Annotated in this window: 11 protein-coding genes; 4 read left to right on the forward strand and 7 right to left on the reverse strand. The window is 61.8% G+C overall.

Features of this window, described 5'->3' with window-relative positions; all coding sequences use genetic code 11:
- Positions 1-7: 7 nt before the first annotated feature.
- Positions 8-952, reverse strand: a complete 945-nt coding sequence (gene cpaB, locus GIW79_RS14385) for a Flp pilus assembly protein CpaB (protein ID WP_054896412.1) — start codon at positions 950-952, stop codon at positions 8-10.
- A gap of 337 nt (positions 953-1289) precedes the next feature.
- Here cpaB and GIW79_RS14390 point away from each other — a divergent pair, with 337 nt between their 5' ends.
- Both GIW79_RS14390 and GIW79_RS14395 read left to right on the forward strand, forming a co-directional pair.
- The gene (locus GIW79_RS14390; protein ID WP_236453592.1) at positions 1290-1487 is read left to right on the forward strand and encodes a Flp family type IVb pilin; all 198 of its coding nucleotides are present in this window, start codon (positions 1290-1292) and stop codon (positions 1485-1487) included.
- 53 nt (positions 1488-1540) lie between these two features.
- Positions 1541-1945, forward strand: a complete 405-nt coding sequence (locus GIW79_RS14395) for a response regulator (RefSeq protein WP_236453589.1) — start codon at positions 1541-1543, stop codon at positions 1943-1945.
- A gap of 407 nt (positions 1946-2352) precedes the next feature.
- On the opposite strand, the gene GIW79_RS14400 is transcribed toward GIW79_RS14395, so the two are convergent.
- The 4 genes from GIW79_RS14400 to GIW79_RS14415 form a co-directional block, all read right to left on the reverse strand.
- Positions 2353-4035, reverse strand: coding sequence for a ShlB/FhaC/HecB family hemolysin secretion/activation protein (locus GIW79_RS14400; protein ID WP_034125892.1), 1683 nt, complete (start codon positions 4033-4035; stop codon positions 2353-2355).
- Positions 4036-4221: 186 nt separating this feature from the next.
- The gene (locus GIW79_RS14405) at positions 4222-5820 is read right to left on the reverse strand and encodes a collagen-like triple helix repeat-containing protein (RefSeq protein ID WP_236477381.1); all 1599 of its coding nucleotides are present in this window, start codon (positions 5818-5820) and stop codon (positions 4222-4224) included.
- Between the two features lie 300 nt (positions 5821-6120).
- Positions 6121-6969 (reverse strand): MaoC family dehydratase, encoded by an 849-nt coding sequence (locus tag GIW79_RS14410; protein WP_054896413.1) that lies wholly within the window; start codon positions 6967-6969, stop codon positions 6121-6123.
- Positions 6970-6971: 2 nt separating this feature from the next.
- Entirely contained in the window at positions 6972-8324 is a 1353-nt protein-coding gene (locus tag GIW79_RS14415) for a 3-oxoacyl-ACP reductase (protein ID WP_054896414.1), read from the reverse strand.
- 113 nt (positions 8325-8437) lie between these two features.
- Here GIW79_RS14415 and GIW79_RS14420 point away from each other — a divergent pair, with 113 nt between their 5' ends.
- Both GIW79_RS14420 and GIW79_RS14425 read left to right on the forward strand, forming a co-directional pair.
- Positions 8438-9715, forward strand: coding sequence for an acetyl-CoA C-acetyltransferase (locus GIW79_RS14420; RefSeq protein ID WP_236456006.1), 1278 nt, complete (start codon positions 8438-8440; stop codon positions 9713-9715).
- Between the two features lie 134 nt (positions 9716-9849).
- Positions 9850-10749 (forward strand): PA4780 family RIO1-like protein kinase, encoded by a 900-nt coding sequence (locus GIW79_RS14425; RefSeq protein ID WP_014716761.1) that lies wholly within the window; start codon positions 9850-9852, stop codon positions 10747-10749.
- 136 nt (positions 10750-10885) lie between these two features.
- On the opposite strand, the gene cueR is transcribed toward GIW79_RS14425, so the two are convergent.
- Both cueR and GIW79_RS14435 read right to left on the reverse strand, forming a co-directional pair.
- Complete coding sequence (cueR, locus tag GIW79_RS14430; RefSeq protein ID WP_003188242.1) at positions 10886-11287, reverse strand: Cu(I)-responsive transcriptional regulator; 402 nt, start codon at positions 11285-11287, stop codon at positions 10886-10888.
- Positions 11284-13485 carry a heavy metal translocating P-type ATPase gene (locus tag GIW79_RS14435; protein WP_057977737.1) on the reverse strand — a complete coding sequence of 734 codons (2202 nt, stop codon included), beginning with the start codon at positions 13483-13485 and terminating at the stop codon, positions 11284-11286. The genes cueR and GIW79_RS14435 overlap by 4 nt, the downstream gene beginning before the upstream one ends.
- Between the last annotated feature and the right edge of the window lie 189 nt (positions 13486-13674).

Here is a 13674-nt window from a genome sequence, read left to right on the forward strand (position 1 = left end):
TGTTCAATCAGGGGGTAGGTTGTGCTGCCGCCGCGCCGCGAATCACTTCGATACCCCGACGCTGGCCGGTGACGGCCACCGCAGGGGTGATTTTTTTCGGCGGGCCGCTGAGGGCCAATTGGGTGAATTGGTAGAGGTCGCGGTTGGCGCTTTGCACCTTGTCCGGGGTGTCGCTTTCACCGGCCCAGTAGCGGCTGAGCAATTGTTCGTCGGCACTGCGCACGGCCAGGCGCAGCGTGCCGGCTTGGGAAGCGAGCATCAACCGACTCAGCAATTGTTCGGGCACCGCCAGCACCACACTGCGCGCGGCGGTGCGACGTTGAGCCGCCTGGGCGCGTTCTTCGGCGGTGGCGGGTGGCGGTACTGCCGGGCTGCCGTCGTTGGCCAAACCCAGTTGGTCGCCGACGCTGAGCAGGCGAATCGCCGGGATGACCACCTGCGCCGATTGCTCGGCATTGGCATTGTCCTGGCGCAAGAACAACAAGACATCCACGTAGTCGCCGGGGCTCAACTGGCCACCGGCACCGATGACCTCGTCGACGGCGACGGCGAGCGCGCGTTCATCCGCACGAATCATGCGGGCCAGGGGGCCGCCGGCGGTGAAGCTTTCATCATTGAGCCAGGTGCCGGCACCCAGGGCCCGCAAAGGCGTACGACCGATGGCCTGGTCAACGCTGGTCAGGCTGCCTGCCGGCACGGTGCGCAGTTTTTCCACGGCTACATCGGCAGCGGTGAGGGGCACAAAAGGCGCAACCGCGTGCACCAGTACCACGACGGGCTGGCGGGTCTGGTCTTCCACGACTGCAACGGTTTTTTCCACGGAAATGACAGGTTGTGGCGAGGGTGCTACGGCAGGTGCCGGTGGACGGCTGAGCACCAGGCCCCAATACCCTGCCACCAGGGCTCCGATAAGCAGCAAGCCAGCCAGGACCATGCTGATGCGACTGTTCATGACGGCGCTCCCTATCCTGTTGCACTACTTTTATTCCCGTTAATCCAAACGAGTTAAATTCGCAACTGGGCTGTGATGAACAACTAACGATTTGGCTATTTGAAGGTAGCTCAGCTAGGACGAAATGCCATTACCGAACGAAAAATTTATCGATGTTTTTAGAATCGGGCCTTTAAACAACGGACTTGCAGGGCGCATGGAGCCACTAATACTTTATGATTAATTCATTCTTACAGTTGTGAGTGTTAAATTTGTTGACAATGCTCTAGTGGCACACGGCAATCATTGTGCGGGCCAGCTGTATCGGCGCTTTGTGGCGCATGAAGGAGATCTCAACATGATCCTTGACCTGTTCTTGAAATTTTATGTTCACGCTCAGTTATTCCTGCGCCGCAGAGATGGGGCGTCGGCTATTGAATATGTGATTATCGTCGCGATAGTTGCGTTGGTGATCGTCGGTATTGGTACTGGGCTTGGCGATAAGATAAAAGGCATCTTCGACCAAGTGTCCGATGCGCTGCCAGCGGCGACTTAGCCGTCATTGCGGTATTCTTTCGTTCCGGTGATTCTTTTTATCAGGTACCGCCCATGACCCACCCTTCGTCATCCCGCCAACAAATCCTATTGGTGGACGACGAGGAGGATGCGCTGGTGGAGTTGGCCGAATCCCTCGAAAACGAGGGATTTGTCTGTTTCACCGCGACCTCCGTCACCTTCGCCTTGCAAGAATTGACACTTCACCCTGATATCGCCCTGGTCATCACCGATCTGCGCATGCCCGAGGAAAGTGGTATCTCCTTGATCAAGCGCCTGCGCGAACATACCTCACGCTTGCATTTGCCTGTGATCGTGATGTCTGGCCATGCAGAAATGGACGATGTCAGCGATATGCTGCGCTTGCAGGTGCTGGACTTGTTTCGCAAGCCGATCTACCTGGTGCGCTTGCTCGATACCCTCAACAGCCTGTTTCCCCTCTCTACACCTGGTCGGTAACGGACCTGCACCGCTTATTAAATGTGGGAGCTGGCTTGCCTGCGATAGCGGTGGTTCAGTTAAAGATTCATTGACTGACACACCGCCTTCGCGAGCAAGCCCGCTCCCACAGTTTGATTGCGGGGGCGCAGGTAGAGGGGGTTCGGCTGTCAGGCCGCAGGGATCTGTGCCATGCACTGATTCTGTGAGCAACACAGACCCCTGTGGGAGCTGGCTTGCCTGCGATGATGGCCGAACAGTCAACGACTAACTGCCTGACACTCCGAAACCCAACTGTGGGAGCGGGCTTGCTCGCGAAGGCGGTATGGCAGACCGAGATATGTACTCATTCCAACCCAATTAAATGGTCGACCCGAAGAGCGCCATCGCAGGCAAGCCAGCTCCCACATTGATTACAGGTGCCCTCGTCACAGTTGATAACTGAAGCTCAGCGTATACCGAGGCCTGCGATTGAAGCTGTCCAGGGCGATATCCGACATTGGCTTGGCCGCTTCCAGCGCGATGTTGTAGTACTTGTTGTCGCCAAAGCGTAAACCTACCGCCGCCGACGACATGTCGTTGGCCTTGACCGGCAGGTCGTTGAACCAGGATTTGGCGCGATCGACCACTACGTAGGGTTGCAGGATTTTCACCCAGTTGCCGGCGCGGTTGAAGCTGTAGTTGACCTCGTACGCCACCCCCCAGCCCTTGTCGCCCGAGCCTTGGTCGTCCGGGTAGCCGCGGCCGAAATTTTGCCCCCCGAAGGTGGCGCGTTCGCTGTCGGGCAGGGTGTTGTTGCTCCAGTACAGCGCGCCGGAAAGTACGCCTTGCCAGTTGTCGAAGAACTTGTCGCTTTGCACGCCGGAGAGGCGCAGGCGGAAGAAGTCGAGGTCGGGTTTAGCCACGTCCAGGTCACTGCGGGCCTTGGCGCCCAGGCCATCGATGCCCTGGTACAGGCCACCGCTGATGATGCGTAGGCGTCGCGCGTCGGCTTTGCGCCAATCTCCTTCGAAGGCCAGGGCGCGCAGGTTGGATTCGATGTCGAAACGCAACGGGTAACCCACCAGTTTATAGCGCGTGGTCTGGTCGACCGCGTACAGGCGTGTGCCCAGGGTGAAGGACTCGGTCGGGGAGGCAATGAACGGGTGGCTCAGGCCGATGGAGTAGCGGTCGATGGACTGGTGCGGCTTGAGTTCGAAACCGCCGTCCAGTTGCACGCTGCTGCTGGGGTCGGCGCGATAGCGCTCGGCGGCGAGCGCCAGTTGGGTGCCTTCGGCATTGATGAATTGGTTGTAGTCCACGCGGTAGTAATGCTCTTTGTCCTCGCCGGGTGGGAACAGGCCGCTGACGCTGAGCTGCTCGCCCATGGACGTCTGGGAATTGCTGGTGGCGCTCAGCAACGCTTGCGTGCCGCCACGGCTTTTCTGCACCAGGCTCATGCTGGTGGTGAAAGGTTTGCGGCTGGCCTGGATCTGCATGTGCGTGGCGCCATCGGTGGTGCCTGGCGGCGGTACTTGCGCTTGTACGCTGAGGCCGGGGATGCGGCTCATCAGCGTGGTATAGCGCTCGAAGGTCTTGCGAGTCAGTGGGCGTTCGGCCAGGAGCTTTTGCGCGAGTTTATCGACGTAGGCCGACACCGAACCAATGTCGCCGGTTTGTTGATAGTCCTTGATGTAGCCTTCCACCAGTACCACGCGGACCAGGCCATTTTCGAAGTTCTGTTGCGGCAGGAAGGCGTAGGACAGCAGGTAGCCATCCTCCTGATAACGGCGGGTGATGCCACGGGTCGCTTCAATCAGTTGCGCAAGGTTGGTTTCACGTCCAATCAACGGCGCATACACCTGCGCCGTCTCGGCGAGCGGGTAGACCGTTCCGCCTTCGATCTGCAACTTTCGAATAGTGACCTTGGTGTCCATCAACAGCGGCTGGCCTGCAGTCGGCGGCGCCTCGGGTACTTGGGTTTTCGACGTGGGTGGTCGGTAGGCGTCCGCGGGCAGGTTGGGTACCGGCAGGGTGCGGACAGTGTCGTTGCTGTTGAGAAAGCTGGGAAGGGTCTCGGCCTGGGCGTAAGCACTGAGGGTGAGCAATAACAACGGGGTCAACACGCGCATAGGACACTCCATGGTCAACTGCAGCAGCGCTTCGGGCCCGCCGGGTTCTGGGACGCGGTTCGGGAGGGCGGCGACTGTTCACAGGTGTCGCTGCCCATAAAAAAGACGAGAGACTTATTAAAGGTCTCTCGTCTCAACCAAGCGTAGGCGCTGTAGGGGAGGCCGTCTAATCGGCCAGGTGCATTTCTATTTGCCGGTCAGGCCATTCAACAAACCGCCCAGACCGCCTGTGGCCGTAGTGCCGCCCGTGGTGGTGGCAGTGCCGGTTGCTGTGGCGGTGGTGCCGATATTCAGGCCGCCGAGCAAACCACCGCTGGTGCCGCCAGTCGCGCCGCCGGTTACCAGGCCACCCACCGAGGCGACGGTGCCGCCGACCGCTGTGACGGTGGTGCCTACCGCGTTGGTGATCGGGTTGGCATTGGCTGCCGTCAAGTTAGTGCCCACGCTGCTCACAGCGCCGCCGACTTGAGTCACCAGACCATTGACCGGAGCACCCACACCGGTAGTGGTGCCGATGGTTTGGGTCAGGTTGGTGACGCCGCTGGTCACAGGGTTGAGCGCTGCGCCGACATTGGCCGCTACGGTGGCGACCGGTGCGGTAGCTGCGGTGTTTGCTACACCTGTGCCACCCAGCGCAGTGCCCAGCGACGCAACGGTGCCGCCGACTGCACCACCGGTCACACCCGTTGCACTGACTGTGCCGTTGGTATTGCCCACGTTTAGGCCGGTACCCACGTTAGCCACCAGGCCACCCACCAGTTCCGGAATGCCGGGAGCCGAGGTGCCACCGGTTGGGGCGACATAACCACCTGATTTATCCAGTGTGCCACCGACGCCAGTGAGTACGGTGCCGACAACGCCGGTGACCGGGTTGCCCGTGCCGCCCGTGCTGGCGACTTGAGTACCCAAGCTGGTGACGGTCGAGCCGACCTTATCCAGTACGCCATTGAGTGGAGTGCCCAGGCCGGTTGCGTTACCCAGGTTGCCGGTGGTGTTTTCCACCAGCGACACCACAGGCACCACGACTTTGCTGCCCAAGGTGTTGGTCAACGAACCCAGCGGGCCGGTGGTGCTGGCCGTACTGAGGGTATCGCCAAGCATGGTGACGGTGGTGCCGACTTTATCCACGACGCCACCTACCGCAGTGCCCACTCCGCCTGTCGCGCCGCCGACCACAGGTATTCCGCCGAGAGTGGTTGAGAGTGTTTGGCCGGTGGTCGAGAGGCCGCCGCCCAGGTCGGCCACGCCGTTACCTACGCCTGCCACCGTGGTGCCCAAGGAGTTGGTGTTGGTGCCCAGTGAGCCCAAGCCGGCGGTTACGCCAGTGCCGATGCTGTTAACGGCGGTGCCTGCCGAGGTGACCAGGCCGCCAGCGGTTGCGCCGACGATGGGTACGCCATTCAACGTCGAACCCAGGTTACCGACCGCTGTACCGACATTGCCCACAGTGGTGCCAAGGGTGCCGGCAATCTGGCCGGTGACCAGTGGGGTGGTTGTCGAACCTGTTCCGCCACCTGTTCCGCCGCCAGTGCCGCCGCCAGTACCGCCGCCGGTGCCGCCGCCGGTGCCGCCGCCGTCACCGCCGCCTGTGCCACCACCGGTACCACCGCCTGTACCGCCATCACCGCCACCAGTACCGCCTCCGGCACCTGCACCTGCATCCGGCGATGACGCCGCCACGCTGGATTTATGCCCGCCACCACCGCTGCTGCAGCCGCCCAGGCTCATTGCCAGAATCAGGGCCAGCGCGGTACTTGCTTTCCAAAACACGACTTGAGTTTTCATGATTGAGTTCCTTGCACCTGGTACAACCTTGGTTGTTTCAAACCTTCGTTACTTCTTCGGATAACGATAGGTTTGTCCGTGTGGCTATCTCAGGCGAGGGCACTCTTTCACGCAACGCTCAACTTGGTATTAACGATTTATATACATCCGGCCATCGTCGGCTTAATGACTAATACCAAAGGTGTAATGGAAGGGTGTTTCAGGATTTTTATATTAGTAAAATCAAAGTGTTGTAAATAAAGACGGACCTCGTAAGGTCCGCTATAACTTAGGGTGTATATATACAATTAATCAGGGTTTTCAGGCAGTCGGCTGCCACTGCCCCAACATATGTTGTATATCCCCAGCGCCTTTGAGTTCCAACGTCCCGCTGGAACCGGCCGCGCTGCTCATCAATATCACTTCACTGGGCAGGCGCACCGGCTTCATGAACGCGACGTCGATTTCAATATTGGCGGCCGGTAAGTGTTCTGCCAGCGCCGCGAGAGTGCGCGCCTTGTTCCATAACCCGTGGGCGATGGCCTGGGGAAAACCGAACAACTTCGCGGTCGGGGTACTGAGGTGGATGGGGTTGTAGTCGCCAGACACTCGGGCGTAGCGTCGGCCAATATCAGGGGGGGCTTTCCAGCGCGTCAGTTCGGTAAGCGTTCCTGGAGTCTGCGATCCGCTGTCCGCAGCTTCGCCTTCAACCTTTACGCCCCGACATAGCATTTGGCTTTCGCCCTCCCACAAGAGCCCAAGGGCATCCTCGACAACCGTCACGATGTCAAAGGTGGCCCCCTTGGGATGGGGGCTGAGATTACGTGCGTAGACACCGACACTCACGTCACCCACGCCACCCAACGGGCGATGAATACGGATGCGATTGCGCAGGTGGATCAACCCCAGCAACGGAAACGGAAAGCTCTTGTCCGTCAGCAGTTGCAGTTGCAGGCCGAACGCGAGGATATGCGGATAAGTCGCCGGCAGCATCGGGCTGTCAGCAAAACCGCACACCTTGCGGTACGCGGCAACGGCGCTGGGGTTGATACTCATCCGGCAGCGCAACCCACATTCGGGCAGTGAGCTGCCGGTGATCTTGCGCTTGAGCGCCGCACGCCAATACAGCGGCAGTAGGGGCGGGGTGCTGTCCAACGTTTGCCATTGCATGCTTACGCTCCCAGAAGACTTTGCCCACACACCCGCAGCGCTTGGCCGCTGACCGCACCGGAACCCGGCTGGCTCAGCCAGGCGACGGCTTCGGCCACGTCCTGGGGCAAGCCACCTTGGCCCAGGGAACTCATGCGGCGCCCGGCCTCGCGCAGGGCGAAGGGAATATGCGCGGTCATCTGGGTTTCGATAAACCCTGGCGCGACGGCGTTGATGCTGATCCCACGCTCCTTCAACAGCGGCGCCCAGGCTTGAGCCAGGCCGATCAACCCGGCCTTGCTTGCGGCATAGTTGGTTTGCCCACGATTGCCGGCGATGCCACTGATGGAAGCCAGCAACACCACCCGTGCATTGTCCTGCAGGGTGCCGCTGTCGAGCAGGGCCTTGGTCAGCACTTGCGCAGCCTTGAGGTTGACCGCCAGCACTGCGTCCCAGTATTCCGGGGTCATGTTGGCCAGGGTTTTGTCGCGGGTGATGCCGGCGTTGTGCACCAGGATGTCGAGCCCGTCTGGCAGGTGCTCGATCAGTTGGCGTGCGGCATCTTCGGCGCAGATATCCAGGGCCACCGTGCGTGCATTCAGGCGTGCGGCCAGGGCTTCAAGGTCGGCCTTGGCCTGGGGCACATCGAGCAGAATGACCTCGGCGCCGTCGCGGGCCAGGGTTTCGGCGATGGAGGCACCGATGCCTCGAGCGGCGCCGGTAACCAACGCCTTGCGCCCGGCCAAGGGGCGCGTCCAGTCTTGCACCGGTGTGTCGCAAGCTGACAGGCGAATCACCTGGCCCGATATATAAGCGCTTTTGGGCGAGAGAAAAAACCGCAGCGCGCCCTCCAACTGGCCTTCGGCACCGTCGCCCACGTACAGCAACTGCAGCACGCCACCGCTGCGCAACTCCTTGGCCAAAGAGCGGCTGAACCCTTCCAGGGCGCGCTGGGCGCTGGCGGCGAACGGATCGCTGAGGCTTTCCGGCGCCCGGCCAAGGATCACCAAGTGGGCACTGTGGTCGAGGTTTTTAAGCAGTGGTTGGAAGAATTCGCGCAGCTGCTTGAGCTGGTCGGTGTGCTGCAAACCGCTGGCATCGAACACCACCGCCTTGAGCTTGGGGCCGTGTCCTGGAATCCACGCGGGTGCTGTCGAGGCTTCGGCGCCGTAGCTGTAGACGGCGTCGGTGAGTCGGTTGGCAAATGCCAGCACCTGGGTAGCCAATGCGCCACCGCCCAGCAGCAGCGCACCTTCGACCGGGCGCAGGCGCCCGGCTTGCCAGCGTTCCAGGCGTACCGGTGACGGCAGGCCAATGGCGGCGACCAGGCGATGGCCGAGGCTTGAGTTGGCGAAGTCGATATAACGGTCAGACATGGAACGCTCTCCGAAGGCTGGGGTTCAAAGGTTGACCACCCTGGGGTGGCAGTCGTTCGATTGAGCCTAGGCTAGGCTTGATGATTCCACCCACCACCACAAGGGAGCTTTCCATGACTCAATTGCGCCGTGTAGCGATCATTGGCGGTAATCGCATTCCTTTCGCCCGATCCAATGGCCCCTACGCCACGGCGAGCAACCAGGCGATGCTGACTGCCGCGCTGGAGGGCCTGATCGAGCGCTACAACCTGCACGGCCTGCGCATGGGCGAAGTGGCCGCCGGCGCGGTGCTCAAGCATTCCCGTGATTTCAACCTGACGCGTGAATGCGTGCTCGGTTCGCGCCTGTCACCGCAAACCCCTGCGTACGACATTCAGCAAGCTTGCGGCACGGGGCTTGAGGCGGCGCTGCTGGTGGCCAATAAAATTGCCCTGGGCCAGATCGAATGCGGCATTGCCGGCGGGGTGGACACCACCTCGGATGCACCGATTGGTGTGAATGAAGGGCTGCGCAAGATCCTGCTGCAAGCCAACCGCAGCAAATCCCTGGCAGATAAATTAAAACTCCTGTTACAACTTCGTCCTCATCACCTCAAGCCGGAACTGCCGCGCAACGGCGAACCGCGTACCGGTCTGTCCATGGGCCAGCACTGCGAACTGATGGCCCAGACTTGGCAGATCCCTCGTGCCGAGCAGGACCAGCTTGCGCTGGAGAGCCACCAGAAGATGGCGGCGGCCTACGCCGAAGGCTGGCACAACGATTTGCTCACGCCCTTTCTCGGCCTCACCCGCGACAACAACCTGCGCCCCGACCTGACCCTGGAAAAACTCGCCAGCCTCAAGCCGGCCTTCGAGCGCAGCGAAAAGGGCACGCTCACCGCCGGTAACTCCACGCCGCTGACCGATGGTGCCTCTCTGGTGCTGCTGGGCAGCGAGGCGTGGGCCAAGGAGCGCGGCCTGCCGATCCTGGCTTACCTGCGCGATGGCGAAGCAGCGGCGGTGGATTTCGTCCACGGCGCCGAGGGCCTGTTGATGGCGCCGGTGTATGCGGTGCCACGCTTGCTGGCGCGCAACGGCCTGACCTTGCAGGACTTTGATTACTACGAGATCCACGAGGCCTTCGCCGCCCAAGTGCTGTGCACGCTCAAGGCCTGGGAAGACGCCGACTATTGCAAGACCCGCCTGGGCCTGGACGCACCGCTGGGGTCGATCGACCCCAGCCGGCTCAACGTCAAGGGCAGTTCCCTGGCGGCGGGCCATCCGTTTGCCGCCACCGGTGGGCGGATCGTCGCCAACTTGGCTAAATTGTTGGATGCGGCGGGCAAGGGCCGTGGGCTGATTTCCATTTGTGCCGCCGGTGGCCAAGGCGTGACGGCGATTATCGAACGCTGATTGCCGACAAAATTGGCCCATTGAATGCATTCTCAAGGGGTCAGAGGTCAGTAGCCTCTCCCCCCGGCGAGCCGATTGCCGTATAACGAGTTCCACACGCGTGTTTGGTAATACAGGACCCACAATAAAAGCTGATGAAGACTCCTAAACGCATTGAACCCCTGATCGAAGACGGTCTGGTCGACGAAGTGCTGCGCCCTCTGATGAGTGGTAAAGAAGCAGCTGTTTATGTGGTGCGCTGCGGCAATGAATTGCGTTGCGCCAAGGTTTACAAGGAGGCGAATAAACGAAGTTTTCGTCAGGCATCCGAATACCAGGAAGGCCGTAAGGTCCGTAACAGCCGCCAGGCACGAGCCATGGCCAAGGGCTCCAAGTTCGGCAAGAAAGAAACCGAAGATGCCTGGCAGAACGCGGAAGTGGCGGCGCTGTTTCGCCTGGCCGGTGCGGGCGTTCGTGTGCCCCAGCCGTTCGACTTTCTCGAAGGCGTGCTGTTGATGGAACTGGTGGCCGACGAATACGGCGATGCGGCGCCGCGTCTGAATGACGTAGTGCTGGAGCCGGACCAGGCGCGCGAATACCACGCCTTCCTGATCTCCCAGATCGTGCTGATGCTGTGCACCGGCCTGGTGCACGGTGACCTTTCCGAGTTCAACGTACTGCTCACGCCTACGGGCCCGGTGATCATCGACCTGCCCCAGGCGGTGGATGCGGCGGGTAACAACCATGCGTTCAGCATGCTGGAGCGCGACGTTGGCAACATGGCTTCCTACTTCGGGCGTTTTGCCCCGGAGTTGAAGAAAACCAAGTACGCCAAGGAAATGTGGGCGCTGTATGAAGCCGGCACCTTGCACCCGGCCAGTGTATTGACCGGTGAGTTCGACGAACCGGAAGAACTGGCGGATGTGGGCGGTGTGATCCGCGAAATCGAAGCGGCGCGGCTGGATGAAGAGCGTCGCCAGGCGATTCGCGCGGCGGATGATGCGCCACCAAGCAAAGTGCCGGACGAGCCACCGCCGCCGCCTTGGATGCAGTAACTTACAGCGACGCTGATCGTTCCCACGCTCTGCGTGGGAATGCATCCCTGGACGCTCTGCGTCCTAAAGCGTGACGCGGAGCGTCGAAAGCGGCATTCCCACGCGGAGCGTGGGAACGATCATTGCGTGCTGTCTGTCAGGCGCAGCAGTTGCCCGCTGCCAACTCCTTGAGGATCGGGCAATCGGGCCGGTGATCGCCCTGGCAGTGCTCCATCAGGTCCTGCAAGGTATCGCGCAGTTGCCCCAGCTCGCGAATCTTGTGGTTCAGCTCGTCGATGTGCTGGCGCGCCAGGGCTTTTACGTCGGCGCTGGCCCGCTGGCGGTCCTCCCACAGGGTCAGCAACTTGCCGACTTCTTCCAGTGAAAACCCCAGGTCTCGCGAGCGCTTGATGAACGTCAGGGTGTGCAGGTCGTCGTGGCCGTACACCCGGTAGCCGCTGTCGGTGCGGTGGGCGGTTTTCAGCAGGCCAATGGATTCGTAGTAGCGAATCATCTTCGCGCTTAGCCCGCTGGTGCGGGCGGCTTGGCCGATGTTCATGGGCGTTGATCCTCCAATTCCTTGGGTTTCCAGGTTTTCAACAACAGGGCGTTACTCACCACGCTGACGCTGGACAAGGCCATGGCGGCGCCAGCCAGTACCGGGTTGAGCAGGCCGAAGGCGGCCAGGGGAATGCCGATCAAGTTATACACAAAGGCCCAGAACAGATTCTGTCGAATTTTCGCGTAGGTTTTGCGGCTGATCTCCAGGGCGGCCGGCACCAGGCGCGGGTCGCCACGCATCAAGGTGATACCGGCGGCGTGCATGGCCACGTCGGTGCCGCCGCCCATGGCGATGCCGATATCGGCAGCGGCCAGGGCTGGTGCATCGTTGATACCGTCGCCGACCATGGCCACCACGCCGGTTTTTTTCAGCTCGGCCACGGCAGCGGCTTTATAGGCGGGCAGTACTTCGGCATGCACATCGTCGATGCCCAAGGCCTCGGCCACCACCCGTGCACTGCCGTGGTTATCGCCGGTGATCAGGTGGCTGCTGATGTGCTGCGCCTTGAGTTGTTGCACGGCTTGCAACGCGCCGGGCTTGAGCGTGTCGCCAAAGGCAAACAGCCCCAGCACACGGGGTTGCGCGCCTTGTTCGATCAGCCAGGACAAGGTGCGGCCTTCGGCTTCCCATTCCTTGGCTCGCGGTCCTAAATCGCCTGCGTCCAGGCCGGTCTCTTCCAGCAAGCGGCGATTACCCAGCGCCAATGGCCGACCGTCGAGCGTACCGGCAATGCCGCGCCCGGTCAGGGATTGGCTGGCGCTCACATCGGCCACGTCCAAGCCTCTGTCGCGACAAGCATCCAGCACGGCCTTGGCCAGTGGGTGCTCACTGCCGCGCTGCAGGGCGCCGGCCTGTTGCAATAACAGGGCTTCATCGCCATCCACGGCCGCCAAATGCGCAATGTTGGGCGCGCCGGAGGTGAGGGTGCCGGTCTTGTCGAACACTACGGCGCTCACGGCATGGGCGCGCTCCAGGGCTTCGGCGTCCTTGATCAGGATGCCGTGGCGTGCGGCGACGCCAGTGCCGGCCATGATCGCGGTCGGTGTGGCCAGGCCCAGGGCACAAGGGCAGGCGATCACCAATACGGCCACCGCATTGATGATGGCGGTTTCCAGGGATGCGCCATACAGCCACCAGCCCACTACGGTAATCAGCGCCAATACCAGCACGGCCGGCACGAACACCTGGCTGACTTTATCCACCAGTTTCTGAATCGGTGCCTTGGCGGCCTGGGCGTCTTCGACCAGGCGGATGATGCGCGCCAGCACGCTTTCCGCGCCCAGGGCCAGGGTGCGCACCAGCAGGCGGCCTTCACCGTTGATGGCGCCACCGGTGACCGCGTCGCCGGGTTGTTTGGGCACCGGCAGGCTTTCGCCGCTGATCAGGGCTTCATCGGCATGGCTCTGGCCTTCCACCACCTCACCGTCCACCGGGAAGCGTTCGCCGGGTTTGACCAGCACCAGGTCGCCGTGCTTCAACGCACTGATGGCGACGTCTTCTTCACGGCCGTCCTGCACGCGAATCGCACGTTCCGGACGCAAGGCTTCAAGGGCGCGGATGGCGCTGGCGGTCTGGCGCTTGGCGCGGCTTTCCAGGTATTTGCCCAGCAGCACCAGGGCGATCACCACCGCCGAGGCTTCGAAGTACAGGTGCGGCGTCACGCCTGGGGCGGCGGTGAGCCATTCATAGATACTCAAGCCGTAGCCGGCACTGGTACCGATCGCCACCAGCAGGTCCATATTGCCGGCACCCGCGCGCACGGCTTTCCACGCGGCGACATAGAAGCGCGCACCCAGGATGAATTGCACCGGCGTGGCCAGGGCAAACTGTATCCAGGCGGGGAGCATCCAGTGCAGGCCGAAGGGCTCTACCAGCATCGGCAGCACCAAGGGCAGCGCCAGCAAAATGCCCGCCACCAGCGACCAGCGCTCGCGGCGCAGGCGCCGGGCCTGATCGGCGTCGGTAGCGGTTTCGCTTTGGGGCAGGCTGGCGGTGTAGCCGGCTTTGTCGACGGCGGCGATCAACACGCTGGGGTCCATCTGGCCCTGTACTTCGATGTGCGCGCGCTCATTGGCCAGGTTGACGCTGACACGTTGCACGCCAGGCACTTTGCCCAGCGCGCGTTCGACCCGCCCGGCACAGCTGGCACAGGTCATGCCGCCGATGGGCAGGTCAAAGGTGGTGGATCCATTCATGGGGCAGTCCTCCAGAAGAAGTTGCCACTAGGATCAACCTTAACCTGTGGGGAAGGTCAAGCCCGATCGTTCCCCCGCTCTGCGCCGATCATTCCCACGCTCTGCGTGGGAATACAGCCCGTGACGCTCCGCGTCACCCTGGCGTTGAAGTAGTGCCTTGTACCCGGGACGCAGCGCGTCCGATGAGGC

Source organism: Pseudomonas sp. PA-7-1E (assembly GCF_021605325.1).
In the GTDB taxonomy this organism is placed as follows: Bacteria; Pseudomonadota; Gammaproteobacteria; order Pseudomonadales; family Pseudomonadaceae; genus Aquipseudomonas; species Aquipseudomonas fluorescens_BV.

Excerpts from the sequence above, each read along its gene's own strand:
- GIW79_RS14395 (WP_236453589.1), top strand. The coding sequence starts at position 1,541 with ATGACCCACCCTTCGTCATCCCGCCAACAAATCCTATTGGTGGACGAC.
- GIW79_RS14420 (WP_236456006.1), top strand. The coding sequence starts at position 8,438 with ATGACTCAATTGCGCCGTGTAGCGATCATTGGCGGTAATCGCATTCCT.
- GIW79_RS14405 (WP_236477381.1), bottom strand. The coding sequence starts at position 5,820 with ATGAAAACTCAAGTCGTGTTTTGGAAAGCAAGTACCGCGCTGGCCCTG.
- GIW79_RS14435 (WP_057977737.1), bottom strand. The coding sequence starts at position 13,485 with ATGAATGGATCCACCACCTTTGACCTGCCCATCGGCGGCATGACCTGT.
- GIW79_RS14390 (WP_236453592.1), top strand. The coding sequence starts at position 1,290 with ATGATCCTTGACCTGTTCTTGAAATTTTATGTTCACGCTCAGTTATTC.
- GIW79_RS14400 (WP_034125892.1), bottom strand. The coding sequence starts at position 4,035 with ATGCGCGTGTTGACCCCGTTGTTATTGCTCACCCTCAGTGCTTACGCC.
- GIW79_RS14425 (WP_014716761.1), top strand. The coding sequence starts at position 9,850 with ATGAAGACTCCTAAACGCATTGAACCCCTGATCGAAGACGGTCTGGTC.
- cueR (WP_003188242.1), bottom strand. The coding sequence starts at position 11,287 with ATGAACATCGGCCAAGCCGCCCGCACCAGCGGGCTAAGCGCGAAGATG.
- GIW79_RS14410 (WP_054896413.1), bottom strand. The coding sequence starts at position 6,969 with ATGCAATGGCAAACGTTGGACAGCACCCCGCCCCTACTGCCGCTGTAT.
- cpaB (WP_054896412.1), bottom strand. The coding sequence starts at position 952 with ATGAACAGTCGCATCAGCATGGTCCTGGCTGGCTTGCTGCTTATCGGA.
- GIW79_RS14415 (WP_054896414.1), bottom strand. The coding sequence starts at position 8,324 with ATGTCTGACCGTTATATCGACTTCGCCAACTCAAGCCTCGGCCATCGC.